General features: G+C 63.3%; 22 protein-coding genes. 13 read left to right on the top strand and 9 right to left on the bottom strand.

Annotated features, from left to right (window positions below; genetic code table 11):
- Positions 1–34 precede the first annotated feature (34 nt).
- The 4 genes from ACZ9EJ_RS03230 to treZ form a co-directional block, all read right to left on the bottom strand.
- Entirely contained in the window at positions 35–319 is a 285-nt protein-coding gene (locus tag ACZ9EJ_RS03230) for a hypothetical protein (RefSeq protein ID WP_046610083.1), read from the bottom strand.
- Entirely contained in the window at positions 316–1,644 is a 1,329-nt protein-coding gene (locus tag ACZ9EJ_RS03235; protein WP_046640864.1) for an NAD(P)/FAD-dependent oxidoreductase, read from the bottom strand. Before ACZ9EJ_RS03235 ends, ACZ9EJ_RS03230 begins: the two co-directional genes overlap by 4 nt.
- A gap of 447 nt (positions 1,645–2,091) precedes the next feature.
- Positions 2,092–4,635, bottom strand: a complete 2,544-nt coding sequence (gene treY / locus ACZ9EJ_RS03240) for a malto-oligosyltrehalose synthase (protein WP_080955754.1) — start codon at positions 4,633–4,635, stop codon at positions 2,092–2,094.
- Complete coding sequence (treZ, locus tag ACZ9EJ_RS03245) at positions 4,632–6,443, bottom strand: malto-oligosyltrehalose trehalohydrolase (protein ID WP_046640909.1); 1,812 nt, start codon at positions 6,441–6,443, stop codon at positions 4,632–4,634. Before treZ ends, treY begins: the two co-directional genes overlap by 4 nt.
- Positions 6,444–6,629: 186 nt before the next feature.
- Here treZ and ACZ9EJ_RS03250 point away from each other — a divergent pair, with 186 nt between their 5' ends.
- From ACZ9EJ_RS03250 to ACZ9EJ_RS03280, 7 genes are all read left to right on the top strand, one after another.
- Positions 6,630–7,760 (top strand): acyl-CoA dehydrogenase family protein, encoded by a 1,131-nt coding sequence (locus tag ACZ9EJ_RS03250; protein ID WP_046632161.1) that lies wholly within the window; start codon positions 6,630–6,632, stop codon positions 7,758–7,760.
- Positions 7,761–7,771: 11 nt separating this feature from the next.
- Entirely contained in the window at positions 7,772–8,539 is a 768-nt protein-coding gene (locus ACZ9EJ_RS03255) for a 3-hydroxyacyl-CoA dehydrogenase (protein WP_046640863.1), read from the top strand.
- A 38-nt stretch (positions 8,540–8,577) separates the two neighbouring features.
- Positions 8,578–9,810, top strand: coding sequence for a 3-methyl-2-oxobutanoate dehydrogenase (2-methylpropanoyl-transferring) subunit alpha (locus tag ACZ9EJ_RS03260; protein WP_046640862.1), 1,233 nt, complete (start codon positions 8,578–8,580; stop codon positions 9,808–9,810).
- A gap of 205 nt (positions 9,811–10,015) precedes the next feature.
- On the top strand, positions 10,016–11,029 hold the full coding sequence (locus ACZ9EJ_RS03265; RefSeq protein ID WP_007756126.1) for an alpha-ketoacid dehydrogenase subunit beta: 1,014 nt from the start codon (positions 10,016–10,018) through the stop codon (positions 11,027–11,029).
- Positions 11,030–11,032: 3 nt separating this feature from the next.
- Positions 11,033–12,349: a dihydrolipoamide acetyltransferase family protein gene (locus ACZ9EJ_RS03270; RefSeq protein ID WP_046640861.1), complete on the top strand. Its 1,317-nt coding sequence runs from the start codon at positions 11,033–11,035 to the stop codon at positions 12,347–12,349.
- Between the two features lie 15 nt (positions 12,350–12,364).
- Positions 12,365–13,762 (top strand): dihydrolipoyl dehydrogenase, encoded by a 1,398-nt coding sequence (gene lpdA, locus ACZ9EJ_RS03275; protein WP_046640860.1) that lies wholly within the window; start codon positions 12,365–12,367, stop codon positions 13,760–13,762.
- Positions 13,763–14,241: 479 nt separating this feature from the next.
- Positions 14,242–14,643, top strand: coding sequence for a DUF4087 domain-containing protein (locus ACZ9EJ_RS03280; RefSeq protein ID WP_370651214.1), 402 nt, complete (start codon positions 14,242–14,244; stop codon positions 14,641–14,643).
- Between the two features lie 56 nt (positions 14,644–14,699).
- On the opposite strand, the gene ACZ9EJ_RS03285 is transcribed toward ACZ9EJ_RS03280, so the two are convergent.
- Both ACZ9EJ_RS03285 and ACZ9EJ_RS03290 read right to left on the bottom strand, forming a co-directional pair.
- Positions 14,700–15,455, bottom strand: a complete 756-nt coding sequence (locus tag ACZ9EJ_RS03285) for a metallophosphoesterase family protein (protein ID WP_255737329.1) — start codon at positions 15,453–15,455, stop codon at positions 14,700–14,702.
- Positions 15,452–16,246, bottom strand: a complete 795-nt coding sequence (locus ACZ9EJ_RS03290) for a nucleotidyltransferase family protein (protein ID WP_046640907.1) — start codon at positions 16,244–16,246, stop codon at positions 15,452–15,454. Before ACZ9EJ_RS03290 ends, ACZ9EJ_RS03285 begins: the two co-directional genes overlap by 4 nt.
- 241 nt (positions 16,247–16,487) lie before the next feature.
- Here ACZ9EJ_RS03290 and ACZ9EJ_RS03295 point away from each other — a divergent pair, with 241 nt between their 5' ends.
- The gene (locus ACZ9EJ_RS03295) at positions 16,488–16,676 is read left to right on the top strand and encodes a DUF3008 family protein (RefSeq protein WP_046640857.1); all 189 of its coding nucleotides are present in this window, start codon (positions 16,488–16,490) and stop codon (positions 16,674–16,676) included.
- A gap of 115 nt (positions 16,677–16,791) precedes the next feature.
- Positions 16,792–17,022 (top strand): hypothetical protein, encoded by a 231-nt coding sequence (locus ACZ9EJ_RS03300; protein WP_046640856.1) that lies wholly within the window; start codon positions 16,792–16,794, stop codon positions 17,020–17,022.
- Positions 17,023–17,316: 294 nt separating this feature from the next.
- Here the strand turns inward: ACZ9EJ_RS03300 and hutX are convergent, their stop codons facing one another.
- Both hutX and hmuQ read right to left on the bottom strand, forming a co-directional pair.
- On the bottom strand, positions 17,317–17,835 hold the full coding sequence (gene hutX, locus ACZ9EJ_RS03305) for a heme utilization cystosolic carrier protein HutX (protein ID WP_046640855.1): 519 nt from the start codon (positions 17,833–17,835) through the stop codon (positions 17,317–17,319).
- 7 nt (positions 17,836–17,842) lie between these two features.
- A complete protein-coding gene (gene hmuQ, locus ACZ9EJ_RS03310) occupies positions 17,843–18,190 on the bottom strand; it encodes a heme-degrading protein HmuQ (RefSeq protein WP_007754949.1) in 348 nt (115 codons plus the stop codon).
- Positions 18,191–18,352: 162 nt separating this feature from the next.
- Here hmuQ and ACZ9EJ_RS03315 point away from each other — a divergent pair, with 162 nt between their 5' ends.
- The 3 genes from ACZ9EJ_RS03315 to ACZ9EJ_RS03325 are packed head-to-tail and all read left to right on the top strand — an operon-like array spanning position 18,353 to position 21,104.
- Positions 18,353–19,237, top strand: coding sequence for a heme/hemin ABC transporter substrate-binding protein (locus ACZ9EJ_RS03315; RefSeq protein WP_046640854.1), 885 nt, complete (start codon positions 18,353–18,355; stop codon positions 19,235–19,237).
- Positions 19,237–20,325 (top strand): FecCD family ABC transporter permease, encoded by a 1,089-nt coding sequence (locus tag ACZ9EJ_RS03320; protein ID WP_251089957.1) that lies wholly within the window; start codon positions 19,237–19,239, stop codon positions 20,323–20,325. The genes ACZ9EJ_RS03315 and ACZ9EJ_RS03320 overlap by 1 nt, the downstream gene beginning before the upstream one ends.
- Positions 20,322–21,104 (top strand): heme ABC transporter ATP-binding protein, encoded by a 783-nt coding sequence (locus ACZ9EJ_RS03325; RefSeq protein WP_046640853.1) that lies wholly within the window; start codon positions 20,322–20,324, stop codon positions 21,102–21,104. The genes ACZ9EJ_RS03320 and ACZ9EJ_RS03325 overlap by 4 nt, the downstream gene beginning before the upstream one ends.
- A gap of 4 nt (positions 21,105–21,108) precedes the next feature.
- Here the strand turns inward: ACZ9EJ_RS03325 and ACZ9EJ_RS03330 are convergent, their stop codons facing one another.
- Positions 21,109–21,465, bottom strand: coding sequence for a YbaN family protein (locus ACZ9EJ_RS03330; RefSeq protein ID WP_046640852.1), 357 nt, complete (start codon positions 21,463–21,465; stop codon positions 21,109–21,111).
- A gap of 141 nt (positions 21,466–21,606) precedes the next feature.
- On the opposite strand from ACZ9EJ_RS03330, the gene galE reads away from it, so the two are divergent.
- Complete coding sequence (galE, locus tag ACZ9EJ_RS03335) at positions 21,607–22,596, top strand: UDP-glucose 4-epimerase GalE (RefSeq protein ID WP_046640851.1); 990 nt, start codon at positions 21,607–21,609, stop codon at positions 22,594–22,596.
- The last annotated feature ends 8 nt before the right edge of the window (positions 22,597–22,604 follow it).

Consider the following 22,604-nt stretch of genomic DNA (forward strand, 5'->3'; position numbering starts at 1 on the left):
CATGCCGCCGTTCATGTTTGGGGAGTAGATTTTCTCAGGTGCGGCGGCCGACTTCCCGCGCCAGATCCTCGAAACAGAATTTGGTGCCCTGTTCACTCGCCTCGTTGGCCAGAAGCAGCAGCCGGATCGGGAAGGCGATCGCCTTCTGGTGGGACGTCGAGACGGCGAGGGGCTTGTCGTCGGCAAGCACCGTGCGTTCGGCCGCCTGCAGGGCGCCCTGGATCTCTTCATGGGAGAGGACGCCTTTTTCGACGAGGAGCCGGTTGATCGCGGCAACGGCGAGATAGAGGCCTTCGAGCTGCGGATTGGCGGTGTTCATGTCTCGGTCCTTTGCGTGGAAGACGGAACGGAAGTGGCGGCATTTTCGTCGATCAGGCGGGCGCCGCGCTGCCGGGTCAGGTAACGCCAGATCCATTGGACGCTGACGAGCAGGCGCTTTTCGAAATTGACGAGCAGATAGACGTGGACGAGCGCCCAGAGGAACCACGCAAGCCGGCCCTTCAGCGTCCACTTGCCGAAGTCGAAGATCGCCGCATCGCGGCCGATGACGGCGGTATTGCCGCGATTCTGGAAACGGAACGGCGCGGCCGGCGTGCCGTCAAGGAGTTTTGCCCGCAGCGCCTTGCCGAGATACTGGCCCTGCTGCTTGGCGACCTGGGCAAGGGCAGGCAGCGGCTTGCCGTCCTCGGCAAGGCCCAGCGCCGTATCGCCAACCGCGAAGATATCCGGAAAGCCGGTGATGGAGAGGTCCGGTTCGACCGGGATACGGCCGCCCGCCTTGCCCTCGATTCCGAGCCATTTGGCCGAGGGCGACGCCTTGACGCCTGCACCCCAGATGACGCAGCTGGTGCGGAAACGCTGCGAGCCGGCGACGACCTCATCCTTGGTGACGGATTCGACCGCAAGATTGGTCATCACCTCGACACCTGCCTTTTCAAGGGCCTTCATGGCGTATTGGGTGAGGTTGTCGGGAAAGGTGGCGAGGATTTTCGGGCCGGCTTCGATGAGGATGACCCGCATGTGATCAGGCTCGAGCCTGCGGAAATCGCGGGTGATCATGAAGTGGCCGAGCTCGGCGATCGCGCCGGCCATTTCGACACCCGTCGGACCGCCGCCGATGATGACGCTGGTAAGCAGCGCCTTCTTCTCTTCCGGATCATGGGAAAGCTCGGCTTTCTCGAAGGCGAGCAGCAGGCGCTGGCGGATCAGCCGCGCCTCGTGGATGGTCTTCAGGCCCGGCGCCCAGGCGCGCCAGTCGTCATGGCCGAAATAATTGTAATCCGAGCCGGTGGCGATGACGAGGCGGTCGTAAGGGACGGTGGAGCCATTGTCGAGCATTACGGTCTTGGTTGCCGCATGGACGCCGGTGACTTCCGCCAGCATCACGTTGATGTTCTTGAAGCGCCCGAGCGTGCGGCGGATCGGTTCCGATATGTCGGCGGGAGACAGTGCGGCGGTCGCGACCTGATAAAGGAGCGGCTGGAAAAGATTGTGGTTGCGCCGGTCGATGACGGTCACGTCGATGGGGCTGTTGCCGAGCGCTCCGGCAGTCGCAAGCCCGCCGAAGCCGGCACCGACTATGACGACGTGTGGTGGTTTGGTGTCGCCCTCCGTCGTGCCGTTCTGAAAATTCTCACCCGCCATTTTGTCCCACCCTGTTGGCGGAGCAGAACTCCGCTGGACGCTCGTTCAACCCATGCCGGGCGTGTTTGTTCCAGGCATGTTTCACCGGAACCTTTTACGCCTGTCGCCGTTCAATTTCACGACATCAAAAGGAGAAAGTCATGAACAGCATCGTTTGGTTGGTCGGCGCGGTCGTCATCGTCATCGCCGTTCTGAATCTCGTTGGGTTTGCTTGATTTATTAAATGGAATCAAACGGAAGCCTTGCTTCCACCTGTCGCGAACTGAGAAAGGAGACAGTCATGAACAGTATCGTATGGCTCGTTGGAGCCGTCGTCATCGTTCTCGCCGTTCTGTCCTTCATCGGCCTTGGCTGATCGGTGAGAAGCAAAGCTGAAGCATACTGATAAGGCGCCGTCCCGTAAGGACCGGCGCCTTATCTTTGTGAGGCTGTTTGGGCGTAGCGGCATTATTCCGCCAGCAGGAGCGCGAAAGGGTGGTCGCCAAACGCCCAGTTGACGGCGATGCGATCCTTGGGATCGACGGCCTTGCCGGTGCAGACATCGCGATAGCGGCGGTCTCCCAGCCTTTCGGGCAGAATTATCTCCGTTTCCGCCCAACGTTCGGATCGAGACGGAGCAAGGCCCGCATGCAGCGCGCTGAACACGAGCCGCGGGGCGATGACGATAAAGGCGTCATCCATGTCGGCGCGGGCGAAGGCTATGATATTGTCGGCGCGCTTGCCCGACGCTCGAAGCGGCAGATATTCCCCGCGGCGAAACAAGGTCGGTGCCTCCTGGCGAACGCGCAACAGGGTGGCGATGACGTGCTGCTTCAGCCGGCCGCTCTGCCATTCCTCCTCCCCGGTCGAGACAAGCTTTTCCCTCTCCGTCAGCCGTTGCTGCAGCCTGCCGAAATCCGGCTCGCGGCGGTTGTCCGGATCGACGAGGCTGAGGTCGAGGCCTTCGCTGCCCTGATAGATGTCGGGTACGCCTGGCGCCGTCAGCTTGATGATCGTCTGGGTGATGCCGTTCACCAGGCCCGCACGGATGAAGGGGCGGAGCGTGTCGGCGAAGTCCGTCAGGAAGGTCTGGTTGCCCGGAGAGAGCAGCGCGCTGACATAGTCGAGGACCGCCTTTTCGTAGGTCTCATTTGGGTCGCCCCAATTGGTGCGCAGCTTCGCCTCGCGCAGCGCCTTTTCGACAAAGCCAAGGAAACGGGTCTCCAGCGCCTTGAGGCCGGCTGCGTCTTCCGTGTGGAGTTCGTTCGGCCATGTACCGGCAAGCGCCTGGTAGAGCATCCATTCGACCGCGGGTTCCGGCGCGGGCCCGTCATCCAGCGCGCGGACGGCTTGGCTGTTCATCCTGCGCCAGCGATCCACGGCATCGGCCCAGAGGTCCGGGACCTCGGTGATCGCATAAAGTCGGGTGCGGGCATCCTCGCCGCGCTTGGTGTCATGGGTCGAGGTGCCCGACAGCGCATCGGGCTGCCTTTCCAGCCGCACCTGCATTTCCGCATGGAAACGATCGAGCGAGAAGCTGCGGGGCAGGGGTTCGGCTCCGACCTCGTTCAACGCCAGCGCCATATGCTGCCGGAAGAACAGCGTATCTTCCACGGATTTCGCCATCAACGGGCCGGTAAGCTGCTGGAAGCGGGTGCGGAAGATCGACGCGCTGCTGGCTGCCGCCTGCTCGACGTCGCCGACCAGGATACGTTCGAGAAAGGCGAGGGCCGCGTCCTCCGGCCGGTTGGGGCCGTTGCGCACCTTGACCAGAACTTTCGCCAACATCTCCCGGCCTTCGGGCGGAATGCCCTCCCGCGTGCCATAGGTGCGGTAGACCGGGAAGGCGACAAGCAGTTCCCGCAGCGCCGATTTTACCGACGCCTCCGATAGCGCGGACTCGCGGTCCTCCGTCGGCTGGATCTGCATGGCGATATTCAGCAGGGTCGAGACCTCGCCCGCAAAATTGTTGTCGGCCATCAGCAGCTTTGCGGCGCGCAGTTCAGCCTCCATGTCGACCGGTCGGCCGACGATCCTTTCGTAGGCGCCGCGCAGCTCGTCCAACCTGCCGCCATCGACCAGGACGTCGCTAACGGCTGCGATAAACTCGTAACCGGTCGTGCCGGAGATCGGCCATTCCGCCGGGATCTGTTCGCCTTCTCCGAGGATCTTTTCGACGGTGATGTAACAATCCGGCCCGGCCTCGTGCCGCAGGCGTTCGAGATAGCTTTTGGGATCGGCAAGGCCATCGACATGATCGACGCGAAGGCCGTCTACCTTGCCTTCGCGGACGAGTTCGAGGATCAGCCGGTGCGTATCGTCGAATACGGCGCCATCCTCCACACGCACGCCGGCAAGTCCGGTGATCTCGAAGAAACGGCGATAGGAGAGTTCACGCGGCGCATCCCGCCAGGACATCAGCCGGTAGTGTTGCTGGTCGTGCAGTTTGGCAATCGCGGCGCGATCGGTGATTTTCAGCGCTTCCGTCTCTCGGCCGGCATAGCTCGCCGGTGTCAGCGGATAGAAGGTGTCGAAATAGGTCAAGGCCGGTTTGCCGCTTTTCGGATCAGCTGTGACGGAGATCTCGCCGGCTTCCAGCACCTTCTCGAACGTGTCGCCGAGGAAGGGCAATGTCAGTCGCCTGGTCCAGTCGATATCGAAATGCCGTCCATATCGGCTATTCTCGCCATTCTCGACGACATCGCGCCACCAGGGATTTTCGAGCGATGCCGCCATGTGGTTCGGGACGATGTCGATGATCAGGCCAAGGCCCTCGGCCTGCAATGCCTTCACCATCCGCTCGAAACCGTCGCGGCCCCCGATCGCAGGGTCGATCTCGTTGGCGTCGGTCACGTCGTAGCCGTGGGTGGAGCCAGTCGTGGCGGTAAAGATCGGCGAGGCGTAGAGGTGGCTGATGCCGAGCCCCTTCAGATAGGGCACCAGGCTGCTCGCCCGATCGAAGGTCATGCCGTTGCGGAACTGGATGCGGTAGGTGGCGGTCGGGATCATCATGCGGCGTCTCCGACAGCTTCGAAACGGACGAGGATGGAGTTGGGTGGCAGGTCCTTCGCCTGTTCAGGCCATGCAAAGATCACCCTGCCGGGCATGTCCGGCAGCGCCTGCGCCTTCTCGCCGATATTCATCGCCATCGAGAGCGTGCCCTTCGGAAAATTCCACGATACGGCAAGGAAACCCTTGTCGGTCCTCAGCACCTTGCCGGAGCGACCGCCCGCGGAGCCGAGCAGGGGAACGACGATGTCCTGCCGCAGCTTCAGAAGCGTCCGCGTCAATTCCAGCCAGTCCTTGCCACTAGCCGAAGCCAGCTTCTTCCAGTCGAGCCTCGATACCTCGAAGGTCTTTCTGGCGTTCGGGTCGGGAACGGTCTCGCCCTCGTGGCCCGCATGGCCTTCAAACTCCCGGCGGCGGCCGTCGCGCACGGCTTTCGCGAGATCCCCATGGAAATCGGTGAAGAACAGGAAGGGGTTGGTCTCGCCATATTCCTCGCCCATGAAGAGCAGCGGAATATGCGGTGAGAGGAGAAGCATGGCGAGCAGCGGCTTCACCTTGTCGGGGCCGGCGAGTTCGATCAGCCTTTCGCCCTCGGCGCGGTTGCCGACCTGGTCGTGGTTCTGGATGAAATCCACGAAGGCGACCGGGGGCTGATCGAGGCTCGAAACGCCTCGCTTTTTGCGGCTCTGGTGCGAGACTTCGCCCTGATAGGCAAAACCTTCGGCGAGCGCCCGCGCCACCAGCTTTTCGGGCTCCTTGGCGAAATCCTTGTAGTAGGCATGCGTCTCGCCGGTCGCGAAGACATGCACGGCGTTGTGGAGGTCGTCGTTCCACTCGGCGGTGAAGAGCGGCGCCTTGCCGTCCTCGTCGCGGGGATGCAGGAAAGTGACGTTGCGGGCGTCCTCGGTCGTCAGATGGATGGCGCGTTCGGGGATCTCGGCGCGGATGCGTTCGGCGATCTCGATCAGCACATGTTTTTCGGATGAATCCTCGATCTGGTCGATGGCGTCGAAGCGCAGCCCGTCGAGGTGGAATTCCTCCAGCCAGTAGAGCGCGCATTCGACGATATATTGCCGGACCGGTTCGACATCATAGGCGATCGCCGCACCCCAGGGGGTCATCTTCTCCCTGTGGAAGAAACCGGGCGCCAGCATCGGCAGGTAGTTTCCTTCCGGGCCGAAATGGTTGAGCACGAGGTCGAGCACCACCGTCAGCCCATGACCATGGGCCGCGTCAATAAACGCCTTGAAATCCTCCGGCGGGCCGTAGGCGGCATGCGGCGCGTAAAGGAGAACGCCGTCATAACCCCAGCCGCGGTTTCCGCCGAAATGGGCGACCGGCATGACCTCGATCATGGTGACGCCGAGCTTAGTGAGATAGGGCAGCTTGTCGATCGCGGCGCGGAACGTGCCTTCCTCGGTAAAGGTGCCGATATGGATTTCGTAGACGACCGTTTCTTCCCACGGCCGGCCCTGCCATTCGGGATGCTGCCATGTGTAGCTGGTCGGATCGATCACCAGCGAGGGACCGTTGACGCTGTCCTTCTGGCCGCGCGACGCGGGATCGGGAACGACCATGCCCTCGGCCAGGACGTAGTTATATTCGGCGCCGGGGGCGATGCCGGTGGCGAGCAGCTCGAACCAGCCGTCTTCGCTGCGGCTCATCTCGGTATCTTCGCCGTTCAGCCTCAGCGTCACGGTCTCCTGGCCCGGTGCCCAGAGCCGGAACCGCACCTCGCCGGCCGCGACGTATTCGGCGCCCCAAGTCTTTGGAAACGCACGAAACTCGGTAACGGCATTCAATTCCGACATGCTGGCCAGCCCCTGGTTGAGAGAGAGCGGCAAACGGTCGAACTGGCTTCCGGTTCCATTGTGGGGCGCAGGCGCAATAAAATTGCGCGGGGGAGCAACAAATAACAAGTTCCAGGGAGTGGTCGGCGGACCGGTTCAGTCCTAATTTAGTACTCATGCAGGCGGTTTCGGGGAGGAGATCAGTGCATGCTGACTGAGGAAGAAGAGCTTATCCGCTCGACTGCCGCGGAGTTTTCCCGGGAGGTCCTGAAACCAGGCGCCGCAGCGCGCGACAAGTCGCACGCGATCGAGCCGGATGTGCTGAAACAGCTCGGTGAGCTCGGTTTCCTCGGCATGCGAACCGCGGAGCAATGGGGCGGCGTCGGCTGCTCCTATGTGGCCTATGCCAGCGCGCTGATGGAGATCGCGGCGGGCGACGGCGCAGTCTCGACACTCGTCAGCGTTCATAATTCGCCGGTCTGCTCCCTCCTCGACATGCATGCTTCCGACGATCAGAAGGAACGGTTTCTCCGGCCGCTCGCCGAAGGCCGCCATATCGGCGCCTTTGCGCTGACCGAGGCCGATACCGGCTCGGATGCCGCGGCGATCCGCACCCGCGCCACCCGAGATGGCAGCGACTACATCATCAATGGCTCGAAGATGTTCATCACGTCCGGCAAGATCGCCGGCACGGTGATCATCTTTGCGGTCACCGATCCGAGCGCCGGCAAGCGCGGCATCTCTGCTTTCGTGACCTCGACGGATGTGCCTGGATTTTCGATCTCCAAGGTCGAGGACAAGCTCGGCCAGAAGGCTTCGGACACTGCGGCACTGATGTTCGACAATATGCGCGTTCCCGAAAGCCAGCGGATCGGGGCCGAAGGCGCCGGTTTGAAGATCGCGCTGTCGGGGCTGGAGGCGGGCCGGATCGGTATCGCCGCCCAATGCGTCGGCATGGCGCAGGCCGCCTTCGACGTGGCGCTCACCTATGCCAAGGAGCGCAAGACCTTTGGAAAGCTGCTTCTCGACCACCAGGCGGTCGCCTTCCGGCTGGCGGATGCGAAGACACAGATCGAGGCGGCGCGGCAGCTCGTGCTGCATGCGGCACGGCTGAAGGATCGCGGCGAGCCGTGCTTGGACGAGGCCTGCATGGCGAAATTGTTTGCCTCCGAAATGGCGGAGAAGGTTTGTTCGGCGGCCATCCAGACGCTCGGCGGCTACGGTTATATCTCCGATTTCCCGGTCGAGCGCATCTATCGCGATGTCCGCGTCTGCCAGATCTACGAGGGCACGTCCGACATCCAGAAGATCATCATCGCCCGCGGCCTGGCGAACTGAGGAGGATCGGGATGCGCATAGACGGCGGAAACTTTCTGGTCACCGGTGCCGCTTCCGGCCTTGGGCTTGCGACAGCTAAAATGCTTGTCGAAGCCGGCGGTTGCGTGGCTTTGCTCGACCTTGATGAGGCCGGCGGGCAGGCGAGAGCCGAGGAACTCGGCAAGGGCACGATCTTCGTGAAGACGGATGTACGCAGCGGAGAAGCGGTCGAAAATGCGGTCGCCAAGGCGGAGGCCGCCAATGGGCCGATCCGCGGGGCCGTCTGCTGCGCCGGCATCGCGCCGTCGGAAAAGGTGCTTGGAAAGCAAGGCGTCCATGCGCTGGAAAGCTTTGCCCGCGCGCTGGAGATCAACACGATCGGCACGTTCAACGTGATCCGGCTGGCGGCGCAGGCGATTGCGAGAACCGAGCCGAACCAGGAGGGCGAGCGCGGCGTGCTGGTCGCCACGGCTTCCGTTGCCGCCTATGACGGGCAGATCGGCCAGGCCGCCTATTCGGCCTCCAAGGCGGCGGTGGCCGGCATGACCCTGCCGATCGCCCGCGAGCTTGCCCGCGACGGCATCCGCATGATGACGATCGCGCCCGGCATATTCGAGACGCCGATGATGGCCGGATTTTCCGACGAGGTGCGTGCCTCGCTGGGCAAATCGGTGCCGTTCCCGCCGCGGCTCGGGCGGCCGGCTGAATTCGCACGGCTTGTGCGCGACATTATCGAAAACCCGATGCTGAACGGCGAAGTGATCCGCCTCGACGGAGCGCTCAGGATGGCGCCGCGTTGAACGACGGATTTTGATCGGTTCTTTGGGAGGAGAAACGAATGACGGATGGACAGAGACTGAGCCTGCATGTGCCCGAGCCGGAAGTGCGGCCGGGCGGCAAGCCGGATTTCTCCAATGTGCCGATCCCCAAGGCCGGCTCGGTGCGGCGGCCGGAGGTGGATGTCGATCCGAAGGAGATCCGCGACCTCGCCTATTCGATCATCCGCGTGCTCGACCGCGAGGGCGAGGCGGTTGGTCCCTGGGCCGGGTCGCTGACCGCGGAGGAACTCATGGAAGGCCTCAAGCACATGATGCTGCTGCGGGTCTTCGACAGCCGCATGTTGATGGCGCAGCGGCAGGGCAAGACGTCCTTCTACATGCAGCATCTCGGCGAGGAGGCGGTCTCCTGCGCCTTCCGCAAGGCGCTTCTGCCCGGTGACATGAACTTTCCGACCTACCGCCAGGCCGGCCTGCTGATCGCCGCCGGTTATCCGATGGTCGAGATGATGAACCAGATCTATTCCAACGATGCCGACCCCCTGAAGGGCCGCCAGTTGCCGATCATGTATTCGGCGAAGGACTACGGCTTCTTCACCATCTCCGGCAATCTCGCCACGCAATATGTGCAGGCCGTCGGCTGGGCCATGGCGTCGGCGATCAAGAACGACACGAAGATCGCGGCTGCCTGGATCGGCGACGGATCGACCGCCGAGTCGGATTTTCATTCGGCGCTGGTCTTTGCCTCCACCTATAGGGCGCCTGTTGTCCTCAATGTCGTCAACAACCAGTGGGCCATCTCGACCTTCCAGGGCGTCGCCCGCGGCGGGTCGGGCACCTTTGCCGCCCGCGGCCTCGGTTACGGCCTGCCGTCGCTTCGCGTCGACGGCAACGACTATCTCGCCGTGCATGCGGTCGCCAAATGGGCGGCGGAGCGGGCGCGGCGCAATATCGGCCCGACGCTGGTCGAATACGTCACCTACCGCGTCGGCGCCCATTCCACCTCCGACGATCCGTCCGCCTATCGCCCGAAGGAAGAATCGGAGGCCTGGCCGCTCGGCGATCCGGTCATCCGGCTGAAGAACCACCTGATCCGCATCGGCACCTGGAGCGAGGAACGCCACAAGCAGATGGAGGCGGAAATCCGCGACACGGTCGTCGCCGCCCAGAAGGAGGCGGAGCGCCACGGCACGCTGCATTCCGGCGGCCGGCCCTCGATGCGGGACATGTTCGAAGGCGTTTATGCGGAAATGCCGCCGCATCTGAAGCGGCAGCGGCAGCAGGCGGGGGTGTGAGGATGATTGGCGTTTTCCATCATTTCTTTTCCCGGGCGTGGCTCCCCCTCATCCGCCTGCCGGCACCTTCTCCCCGCCGGGGAGAAGAGGATATGCCGCGAGGTCTCCGATCCTCCTCTCCCCGGCGGGGAGAGGGTGGCCGAGCGAAGCGGAGGCCGGGTGAGGGGGTGGCTTGCTCCAGCATTGCTATATCGGAGGCCCGCCCATGCCGCGCATGACGATGATCGAGGCGATCCGCAGTGCCATGGATGTCTCCATGGAGCGCGACGACGATGTGGTCGTGTTCGGCGAGGATGTGGGTTATTTCGGCGGCGTCTTCCGCGGCACCCAGGGGCTGCAGCAGAAATACGGCAAGACGCGCTGCTTCGATGCGCCGATCAACGAATCCGGCATCGTCGGGGCCGCGATCGGCATGGCGGCCTATGGTCTGAAACCCTGCGTCGAGATCCAGTTCGCCGATTACATGTATCCGGCCTATGACCAGCTCACCCAGGAAGCGGCGCGGTTGCGCTATCGCTCCAACGGCGATTTCACCTGCGGCATCACCGTGCGGATGCCGACCGGCGGCGGCATCTTTGGCGGCCAGACGCACAGCCAGAGCCCCGAGGCGCTGTTCACGCATGTCTGCGGCCTGCAGGTGGTGGTGCCCTCCAATCCCTATGACGCCAAGGGCCTGCTGATCGCCTCGATCGAAAACCCCGACCCGGTGATCTTCCTCGAACCGAAGCGGCTCTATAACGGCCCGTTCGACGGCCATCACGATCGGCCGGTGACGTCCTGGGCCGGCCATCCGCTCGGCGAAGTGCCGGCAGAGCACTATGTCGTGCCGCTCGGCAAGGCGGTGGTGCGGCGGCCGGGTTCGGCGGTCACCGTGCTCGCCTACGGCACGATGGTGCATGTGGCCGAAGCGACGGCTGAGGAGACCGGCATCGACGCGGAGGTGATCGACCTGCGTACCCTGATGCCGCTCGACCTCGATACCATTGTCACCTCGGTGAAGAAGACCGGCCGCTGCCTCGTGGTGCACGAGGCGACGCTCACCTCCGGCTTCGGCGCGGAACTGGCGGCGCTGGTGCAGGAGCACTGCTTCTACCATCTCGAAGCGCCGGTCATCCGGGTGGCGGGCTGGGACACGCCTTATCCGCATGCGCAGGAATGGGATTATTTTCCCGGGCCGGCCCGCGTCGGCCGGGCGCTGCGCGACATGATGGAGGCCTGAGACATGGCGGAAAAACTCATCAAGCTGCCGGATGTCGGCGAAGGTGTCGCGGAAGCCGAACTGGTGGAATGGCATGTCAATGTCGGCGACCTGGTGCGCGAGGACATGGTGCTCGCCGCCGTGATGACCGGCAAGGCGACGGTGGAGATCCCGTCGCCCGTGGATGGGGAGGTAATCTTCCGGCACGGCGAGATCGGCGATATCATCGCCACCGGCACCGTCATCCTCAAGATCAGGATCGCGGGCGAGGGTGGCGACGAAGAAGAGATCGAGGGCGGCAATAGTGGCGAGGAGCCACGGGTCAAACCGGCTGTTCCGCCCGTTGCAGCTCTCGAACAGGTGCCTGAGAAAAAGGTTGAGCCTCTTAAACCAAAAGCTGAGATTGCCGCATCACCGCCCGTCGCCAGACCGCTGTCCCATGCCACCGGCGCACCCCGCGCGGAAGGTGAAAAACCGCTGGCCCCGCCGGCCGTCCGCCTTCGGGCGAAGGAGGCGGGGATCGACCTTCGGCAGGTCCCAGGCACCGGCCCGGCCGGCCGGATCACCCATGAGGATCTGGATGCTTTCCTGAACAGCCAAGGTAGCGGTGCGACCATCACTACCGGGCTGCAGCCGAACAAGGCGGTGCAGGAGGTCAAAGTTGTCGGGCTGCGCCGCCGTATCGCCGAGAAGATGGCGCTGTCGAAATCCCGCATCCCCCACATCACCTATGTGGAGGAGATCGACATGACCGCGCTGGAAGAGCTCAGGACCCGTATGAACGGCACCCAGAAGCCCGGCCGGCCGAAACTCACCATCCTGCCCTTCCTGATGCGGGCGATGGTGAAGGCGATCTCCGAGCAGCCGGGCATCAACGCGCTTTATGACGACGAGGCCGGCATCATCCGCCAATATGGCGGCGTGCATATCGGCATCGCGGCGCAGACGCCCTCGGGGCTCGTGGTGCCGGTGGTCAGGCATGCCGAGGCACGCGATATCTTTGATTGCGCCCGTGAGGTGGCGCGGCTTAGCGATGCCGCCAAGAACGGCACGGCACTGCGCGAGGAACTGTCGGGCTCGACGATCACCATCAGCTCCCTCGGCGCGATGGGCGGCATCGTGTCGACGCCGGTCATCAACCATCCGGAAGTGGCGATCATCGGCGTCAACAAGCTCGCCGTCCGGCCGCATTGGGACGGGACGCAGTTCGTGCCGCGCAAGATGATGAACCTGTCCTCCAGCTTCGATCACCGGGTGATCGACGGCTGGGATGCCGCGACATTCGTGCAGCGCCTGAAGGCGCTGATGGAAACGCCGGCGCTAATCTTCGTCGAGGAGTGAGGTGAGAAAAGAACAATGAAAGAGATCACCTGCAAGCTTCTCGTCATCGGGGCCGGTCCGGGGGGCTATGTCTGCGCCATCCGGGCCGGCCAGCTGGGGGTCGATACCGCCATCGTCGAAATGGCGAAGCCGGGCGGCACCTGCCTCAATATCGGCTGCATTCCGTCGAAGGCGATCATCCATGCGGCCGACGATTTTGCGAAGACCGTCGCGATGGCGGCTGGCAAAAATGCCATGGGCATCAAGGCCGACAATCCGACCATCGACCTTGCCAAAACCATGGCCTGGAAGGACGGCATTACCGGCCGGCTGACGCTCGGTGTTGCCGGTCTGTTGAAGAAGGCAGGCGTCAAGATCGTGGTCGGCCGGGCAAAATTCCGGGACGGCAAGACGGTCGCGGTGGAAACCGAAACGGGCGAACAGGTCATCCGCGCCGAAAACATCGTCATCGCCACGGGGTCGGCGCCAGTCGAGCTGCCGATGCTGCCGTTCGGGGGCAAGGTCGTCTCCTCGACCGGCGCATTGTCCCTGACCGAGGTGCCGCAGCGGCTGGCAGTGGTCGGCGCCGGTTATATCGGCCTCGAACTTGGGCTCGCGTTTGCCAAGCTCGGATCGAAGGTGACGATCGTCGAGGCGCTCGACCGCATCCTGCCGCTCTACGATACGCAACTTACCCAGCCTGTCGCCAAGCGGCTGGCGGCTTTGGGCGTCGAGGTCCTGCTCGGCACCAAGGTCAAGGGCATTTCCTCGAACGGCGAGGCTCTGCTGGCCGAGACCGGTTCCGGCGAGGAAAGGCGCATCGCCGCCGACAAGATCCTCGTCACCGTCGGCCGCAAGCCGGTTACCGAGGGCTGGGGCCGGGAGGAGCTGGAACTGGACATGGACGGCCGGTTCCTGAAGGTCGACGAACAGTGCCGCACCTCGATGCGCGGCATCTATGCGGTCGGCGACGTGACCGGCGAGCCGATGCTGGCGCACCGGGCGATGGTCCAGGGCGAGATGGTGGCGGAAATCGTTTCCGGCAAGCGGCGCTCCTGGGACAAACGGGCCATCCCGGCCGTCTGCTTCACCGACCCGGAAATCGTCTCGGTGGGCATGTCCCCGGACGAGGCGAAGGCGGCGGGCCGTGAGATCAAGATCGGCCAGTTCCCGTTTTCCGCCAATGGCCGGGCGATGACGCTGTCGGCGGAAGAGGGGTTCGTGCGCGTCGTGGCGCGGGCCGACAATCACCTCGTCCTCGGCATCCAGGGCGTGGGGGCGGGGATTTCCGAACTCTCGGCGGCGTTCTCGCTGGCGATCGAGATGGGGGCGCGGCTGGAGGATATTGCGGGGACGATCCATGCCCACCCGACGCAGTCGGAGGCCTTTGCCGAGGCGGCGCTGAAGGCGCTGGGACATGCGCTGCATGTGTGAGGCTGACGAGGATCAGCCGCCGTTCGAGCCTTGGGAGGAGCAGGCTCTCAACGAGGACTGGCCGTTAACACTATTTCGCTAGGTGTGTCGGCGACATTTCTCGGAGAGTGTTCCCATGATTGATGGCCAAAAGGTAGTGCTGGCGATTTTCGTTGCCCTCCTGATTATCGGCCACATGGCTCTCCGCCGGCTTCTGTATGGAAACCTGGATTTTGGTAGTCGTCACGCGAATGTTGGTTTCGCGGTCCTATGCTTTCTATTCCTATTCGGTTCGCTGATGTGGGACGTACTCTTCGAGTAGTGGCAGGGATTTCCTCGTTTTGCGCCGTTTCGGTTCTACTACGGAGACGGTGGCACGACTGGGGATGTCGCCGGGACGATCCATGCGCATCCGACACAGTCGGAAGCGTTTGCCGAGGCGGCGCTGAAGGCGTTGGGGCATGCGCTGCATATCTGAGCGTATCGGCCCCCAAATCGCCGTGGACAGCCGGATCACCGCAGGCTACTCGTGGGTTAAACGGGAGGCGATGATGAAGAAACTGCTTGCGATATGCCTCTCGTGCATGCTTGTGCCGGCAGCGGCGCTTGCCGAAACGCGTTGCGGCTGGCTGATCAATCCGACGCCCCGCAACTGGACGCTGGTTGATGCCCAGAATGAATGGCTGATCATGCTTCAGGGCGGCTATGAAGCCAAAGGCATGGAGAAGATCAAGGACATGGCCGAGGGCGAGCATGTGACGATAAACTACAGTCACGGCTACGCCTGCTTCTGCATGAACGTTTCGAGCGACAAGGACGGAAGCATCAAGCAGATTTTCTCCACCCGTCAGCTGCCCCTTTCAAAATGCCGACGCGATCCTGCACTCAGCGAGCCTAGATGAACAATTAGGCTTCCCGCCCGGTGTCCTGTCCAGAGGCGTTTGGTCGCGATAACGGCCTAAAGCTCGAGCAGCGCATACGGCTTCCCGGTCGGCTTCTCGATATGCGAGGCTACGTTGTAGACAGGGGCGCCGCCCGGCGTCCTGCCTTCGTAGGTACCCCGATGCGCGTGGCCATGAACCACGGCTTTCACCGGAAACCGGTCGATGGTTTCGGCCAGCCGTGAAGAACCGAGGAACGGATAGATCTCCTCCGGTTCGCCGACCACGGTCTCGCGGATTGGCGCGTAATGCAGCACCACCATGGCCCGCTCCGAGCGCACCTGGCGCAGTGCGTTTTCGAGGCGCATCGTTTCCTCGACGCTTTCGGTCACCATCGCCTTGATCGCCGGCTCGCCGAAGGAGCCGAGCATGTGGCGGCCGAAGCCGCCGGCGAAGCCCTTGGCGCCGGCGAAGCCGACGCCGTTGATCTCGACCGCCTGGCCTTCCAGCAGGTGGATGCCGGCCTCCTTCAGGATATGGGTGACTTCCTCGACGCAGCCGCATTCGTAATCGTGGTTGCCGAGCACGCCGACGATCGGGATGGAGCAGGCGCGCAGGTCGGAAGCCAGGATTTCCGCTTCCTTGACCTTGCCGAGGTCGGTGAGATCGCCGGTCAGGACGAGGATGTCGGCAGCCTGGGAAATCTCGGTGAACAGCTCCTTGTAGGACGCCGTGCCGTGTTCCTTGACATGCAGGTCGCCCATGGCGGCGATCCTGAGCTTGCCGTTTGCTTTCCTGGCGGTGTCGTTCTTCGCGTCGGTCGCTTTGCTCACGCCAGGCCTCCCTGGGCCATTTCCTCTTCGACGCCGTCGCGAAGGTCGCCTTCGCCGCCCACGTCGGCAAAACCCCATTCTTTGACGTCGATCTCGAAATCCACCCGGCTGAACATGCGGCCGCGGCAGATCTTCATCTGCGGCAGCGGCAGTTCGCGCTGCGCCTTCAGGCGGTCGAGCAGTTCGTCCAGCAGCCAGTCCGGCACCTTGTCGCGCTCGGTCGGGTAGATCCAGCGGAAGTTCAGGAGGTGGATCAGCAGCACTTCCCAATGCACTTCCATATGGCTGAGCAGCCGCTCCCAATCGATCTGGTCATGGGCGCGCAGGATCATGTGGACGATATCGCCCCCGTCGTAGCGATGGCGGAGCTGGACGAAACATTTCGACCAGATGAGTTCGGTCGGCGCGATGATGCGCACCTTGTGGCCGTTCATCTCGATCTGGCGGGCGTTTTCGAACCAGGCGTCGCTGATTGGCATGGTGCCGTTCGAGGCGGCGAAGATGACGTCGAAGAAATGCCGGCCCTTCTTCACCTTGCCGAGCCAGCGGTCGTCCTCCACCTCGATATGATAACCCTTGTCCTTAAAGTGCGCGAGGATCCGGGCGTAGTCGCCGGCCTTGCAGAAGATGTCGAGGTCCTTCGTCTGGCGGGTGATGCCCGTATAGGCGCTGATCGCGAACGTGCCGGCCAGCAGGAACGGGATATGGCAGTTGGCGAGATCCTCGACCGCTTCGGCGACAAAGGCCTCCGCATCCGCATCGGCAAGCGTCGGCGCGGCCTTCACTTCCATCCCCGGCATGGTGTCGACCGGATGGGTGGCCTTCTCCCTCGGCAGGTTCTGCGCGGCATTCGCTTCAGCATTCATCGAGGATCTCCGAATCTTGAACTCGCGCAGAGGAACACCCGGACATGCCGGGAGGTTCCGCTTTGCGTCGTTTTCGACATATGGGCTGTGTCAGCGCTCGGGATTGTCGGGGAACCAAAGCCGCGATTGGCTGTTGGATTTGGCGTGCAAACTCGAGGAGGCAGATATGCCAGCGAAATCCAAGGCACAGCAGAAGGCGGCCGGCGCAGCACTTGCCGCCAAGCGCGGCGACATCAAGAAGGGTGAACTCAAGGGTGCTTCGAAGGGCATGGAAAAGTCCATGAGCGAAAAGCAGCTCGAAGACTTCGCCTCGACCAAGCGCAAGGGCAAGCCGGATCACGTCTCCCATCATTGACGAGATGCCCGATTTGCCGAGACGCCCCCGATCGGGCTTCCGGTCCGAGACCGGAACTTCGCGGAGAGACGGACGTTCTGCGGAACGCTCGTCTTTTCGTGTAGGAGGAAAAGCCATGCCGCCTGAAGAACTCGATACGACCCTGACCGCCCTGCCGTTGAGGATCGGCGTCTATATTCCCGATGATCTGATGGAAGACTGGTTTGCGCCGGGCACGGGCATGAAGCCGGTGAGTGAGGCCGCCCTGAAGGCCGCCGAGGCCTATGGACGCCGCTTCGAATGCGAGTTCAAATATTATCCTGAGCGGATGGAAGGCGTTTTCTGGAAATGGGTGCCGGCCCTTTAGCACCCTGTCGGGCCTCGACGAGACCTGAAAGTCGATGAGGCGCGCCGCGCCGCTAAGATCGCTCTCCTAGCCTCGGGCAAGCGACCGGTCCGCCTATTTGGCGCGGCGGCGCCTCATTCAATGACAATCACCTCAAGCAGTGGCACGTGGCTGAAACGATCGGGACGCAGCCGCCAGACCGCTTTGCAAGGCCTGCCATGACAGCGAAATGCATGAGAAAATGAAAGGTTCCGGAAAATGATTCGGACGGTTGTTTTTCGCCCGAATCACCAAAACTCACGGAACCGCCATTGCTCAAGCGTAACTGTCGCGCAGTGCTTCGAACTTCTGAAGCTGCTCGGCGATCAGTTCGCGGGCGGCATCGCGCTTGACGAAGACCTTGAACATCGCCGAACCCTTGGCGTTCATGAACCAGACCGAACAAGAACGGCGGCCGTGGAAGGCACGGTCGACGAAGGTCACGGAGGCGCAGTTCTCCTTTTTGATATGACCGCCGATCGGGCTGTCGCCGTGGATGTTGAACCAGCCATGGCCTTCCGAGCCCATCGGCAGGCTCCCTTCGGCTTCCAGCACGATGTCTTCGGTATGGACGATGAACAGCACCTCGCCCCAGGTGGTCATCTCGGCCCAGATGTCTGCGAATTTCTCCTTGTCGGCGATAACCGCCGCGCCCTTCGGCAGGATTTCGAGGATCTCGGCGGGCGTCACGTCGGCATTGGCGGCGATCGCCTCGACGACGCCGTCGGGCTTCTCCGCAAGAGCGGCGAGAGCCCGTTCGCGACGGTCCGGCTTGATTTCGGAAACGGCGTTCATCAGGACCTCAAGCGGCAGCGTCGGCGCGCACGCCGTTCTTGTCTTCGTGGATGATCACTTCGAAACCTTCAAAATGCGGACCGGAGAGGTATTCAACCTTGGCGCGGTTGTTGCCGGCATTCGCGTGCGCCGCGCGGAACTGTTCCGACTTCGTCCAGGCCTGGAAATCCTCGAAGGTTTCCCACACGGTATGGGATGCGTAGAGGGTGTGATCCTCCGCCTTCGGGCCCTTGAGCATGTGGAATTCCACATAGCCGGGCAGCTCAGCGAGGCGGCCCTGTCGGCCGCGCCAGATGGCTTCGAACGCTTCTTCATAGCCCGGCACGACGCGGAATCGGTTCATCGCGATATACATGAATTGTCCCTCACTTAAAGTTTCACTTTCGGCTCAAGATATATGCGGCCGGTCCCCTTGAAAAGCCTAAAAAACTTGCGTAGTCAACTCAAGTTATCGCCGCCGCGAGGCGGACCTAAGGCATTTTACGCGCCTGCTCGGACAGGCAAGGGGTTGAGTATCATGGGGTCTTTCTTCACCTTCAGACGGCTTTTCGCGACCGTTCTCCTCGGCACCGGTCTCGTCGCGGGCGTTGCCTCTGCATCCGACAAGGGCAATCCGGAGGCCAAGCGGATCGTCTCCATCGGCGGCACGATCACCGAGATCCTGTATGCGCTCGGCGCCGAGGACCGGATCGTAGCACGGGACTCGACGAGCTTCTATCCGGATGCGGCCACTTCCAAGCCCGATGTCGGTTACATGCGCGCCCTGTCTGCGGAGGGTATTCTCGGCCAGAAGCCTGATCTGATCCTGATGGAGGAGGGGTCCGGCCCGCCGCCGGTCCTCGAAATCCTGAAAGCCAGCGAAGTGCCGATGGTGGTCATCCCGACGCCACCGAAGGTGGGCGCGATCGGCAGGAAGATCCGTGACGTGGGGGCGGCCGTCGGACTTTCCGACCAGGCCGAGGCGCTTGCCGTCAAGACGGAAGAGGGGCTGAAGAAGCTTGCCACCGACGTTGCCAAGATCCCCGGCCCGAAAAAGAAGGTTCTGTTCGTGCTGTCGCTGGCGAATGGCCGCGTCATGGCCGGCGGCGCCGATACCGAAGCCGGTGCGGTGATCGAAATGGCCGGCGGTATCAATGCCGCGCCGACGATCAACGGCTACAAGCCGCTCGCCGACGAAGCCGTCATCGCCACGAAGCCGGATGTCGTGCTTTCCATGTCACGCGGCGACCACACGATCACGCCGGAACAGGTTTTCGCAATACCGTCGATGCAGACGACGCCGGCTGCCGCCAGCAAGGCGCTGGTCACCATGGATGGCCTGCTGCTGCTCGGTTTCGGGCCGCGCACCCCGGAGGCGGCCCGCGCGCTTGCCGCCCGGATCTATCCCGGAGCGATCAACTGATGATGAAGGCGCTGGCGATGCCCTTCCGCGTTGCTGCCGATGGAGACCGGACGCGCCAGGGCGTCGTCGTGCTTCTTCTGCTGGCGGTGATGCTGTTTGCCGCCTGCCTGCTTTCGCTCGGCATCGGCCCGACGGGCGTCGGCCTGCGGGATCTCTGGACCTATGCGACCGGCGACAGCGCCAGCCTTTCGACCCAGGACAGGGTGATCCTCGAGGCGGTGCGCCTGCCCCGCACCGCGCTTGGCCTTCTGGTCGGTGCCGGGCTTGCCGTCTCCGGTGCGATGATGCAGGGCCTGTTCCGCAATCCGCTCGCCGACCCCGGCATCGTCGGGGTCACGTCCGGCGCTGGACTTGCCGCCGTTGCGGCGATCGTGCTCGGCAACGGCATTCTGGCGCCGGTCGCCATGCTGCTCGGCAACCAGTTCCTGCCGCTGATGGCCTTCTTCGGCAGTCTCTTCAACACCTGGGCGCTGTACATCATCGCCACTCGCGACGGGCGGACCTCGACGACGACGCTGATCCTGTCGGGCATCGCGATCGGCGCACTTTCGGCGGCACTCATGGGCCTGCTGATCGTCATGGCGGACGACCGCCAGCTGCGCGACATCACGTTCTGGAACCTCGGCTCGCTCGGCGGCGCCACGTTCGGGCGGGTATTGTCCATTCTGCCTTTCGTCGGCGCGGTGATGGTGGTTATGCCCTTCGTGGCGCGCGGGCTTGACGCACTGGTGCTTGGCGACGCGGCCGCCTTCCACATGGGCATACCTGTGCAGCGGCTGAAGAAGATCGTCATCGTCGCGGTCGCCGCCGCCTGCGGCTCGACGGTTGCGGTCGCCGGCTCGATCGGTTTCGTCGGCATCGTCGTGCCGCATCTGCTCCGCCTCGTCATGGGGCCGTCGCACCGCTTCCTGCTGCCGGGCTCGGCGCTCGGGGGAGGAGCACTGCTTCTGATTGCCGACAGCGTCGCGCGCACCGTGGCCGCTCCGGCGGAACTGCCGATCGGCGTTATCACCGCTCTGTTCGGCGCGCCGGTCTTCCTCTTCCTGCTGCTCGGCAAGAACGGCATCACCACCCGGGACATGCCATGATTTCCGCCGAACACGTCACCGTCACCCGCTCGGGCCGCAAACTGCTGGACAATATCGGCCTCGATCTCGAACCGGGTCGGTTCACCGTCGTCATCGGTCCGAACGGCGCCGGCAAATCGACGCTGATGAAGGTGATCTCCGGCGAGATGAAACCCGATATCGGCTTCGTCAGCTATCACGGCACCAGCGTCGACCTCTGCCAGCCGGTCGAACTTGCCAAACGCCGGGCGGTTCTGCCGCAGGCGACGCAGCTTGCCTTCCCGTTCACCGCGCTCGAAATCGTCCGCATGGGGGCGGTGGCGCAAGGGACGCTCAATCCGACGGAGCAGGCGCGACAGGCGCTTTCCCGCGTCGGGCTTCGAGGTTTCGAAAGCCGGCCCTATCCGTCGCTGTCGGGCGGCGAGCAGCAGCGGGTGCAGTTCGCCCGGGCCCTTGCCCAGGTGCCGCAGCCGGTCGCGGACGGCGTGCCGCGGGCGCTGTTCCTCGACGAGCCGACGGCCAGCCTCGACCTCGGCCACCAGATCTCGGTGCTGGAAATCGCCCGCGACTTCGCCAATGCCGGCGGCATCGTGCTCGCCATCCTGCACGACCTCAACCTGGCAGCTGAGTTCGCCGACCATCTGGTGGTGCTGAACCACGGCCGGGTGGTCGCGGAAGGCGCCTGCACGGATACCGTGAACGACGAGATCATCGCCAGCGTCTACGGTATCGCCGGCGCCGTCGGCCGCCTGCCGGCCGCCCATATCCCCTACGTATTGCCGCAATCGCGGCATCGCTGAACGGTCATGTATCCGGGCGGGTGACGATGAAGGTCGCCGAGCCGAGCATGACCGCGGCCACGAGTGCCGCCCGCCACAACGGCGGCGAGGTGCCGAACCAGAAGACCGCGTAGCTTGCCGCCATCAACGAAATGGCGGCGATCTTCGCCTTGCGGGCGATCGCACCCTTTTCCCGCCAGTTGCGGAGCGACGGTCCGAATTTCGGGTGCTCGAGCAACCATGCCTCCAGCCGTGGCGAGGAGCGGGCGAAACAGGCGACGGCCAGAAGCAGGAATGGCGTGGTGGGCAGGACAGGCAGGAAAGCCCCGACAACGCCGATTGCGACGAACAGCCATCCGAGGGCGAGAAAGAGGAGACGCATGAAATGACCTATGGATATCCTGAGTAAGATAGACAAGTTCGGGAACGGCGTCTCCACCCAAATTTCTCATGGTCGTCCGCCCTTCCCATTTAAGCGCCGCCGGTTATAGTGCCGCCGGCTTCAATAACCGCAGGGAAAATGATGTCGAAACAGAAAGTGCTCGTGGTCGGCGGGGCCGGCTATATCGGTTCCCATACGTGCCTGGTGCTCGCCGAGCGGGGATATCAGCCGATCGTCTTCGACAATCTCTCCAACGGGCATGCGGAATTCGTGCGCTGGGGTGAGCTGGAACAGGGCGATATCCGTGACCGCGCCCGGCTCGACGAGGTTTTTGCCAAGCACAAGCCGGATGCCGTGCTGCATTTCGCGGCGCTGATCGAGGTCGGGGAATCGGTCAAGAACCCGGTCGCCTTCTACGACAACAATGTCATCGGGGCGCTGACGCTCTTATCGGCGGCGATCGATGCGGGTGTGAAAGCCTTCGTGTTCTCCTCGACCTGCGCGACCTACGGCCTGCCGGACCGCGTGCCGATGGACGAGACGCACAAACAGGCGCCGATCAATCCCTATGGTCGCACCAAGTTCATCATCGAGCAGGCGCTGAAGGATTACGGCACCTACAAGAACCTGAAGTCGGTGATGCTGCGCTATTTCAATGCCGCTGGTGCTGATTTCGAGGGCCGGATCGGCGAATGGCACACGCCGGAAACCCACGCCATTCCGCTCGCGATCGAAGCGGCGCTCGGCCGCCGCCAGGGGTTCAAGGTGTTCGGCGACGATTACGATACCCGCGACGGCACCTGCGTGCGCGACTATATCCATGTGCTCGATTTGGCGGACGCGCACGTGCGGGCGGTGGATTATCTGCTCGCCGGGGGCGAAACGGTCGAACTCAATCTCGGCACGGGCACCGGCACCACGGTGAAGGAACTGCTGGCAGCGATTTCGGAGGTGTCCGGAAAGCCTTTCCCCGTGGACTATGTCGGCCGGCGCGAAGGTGATTCCACCTCGCTGGTCGCCAATAACGACAAGGCGCGGGCGGTGCTCGGCTGGGGGCCGAAATACAGCCTGAACGATATCATCCGTTCGGCCTGGGACTGGCATTCCCGCTCGAACCATCATGTGATCTGAAGGGCCAA

It is taken from the genome of Neorhizobium sp. USDA 3394 (assembly GCF_056280385.1).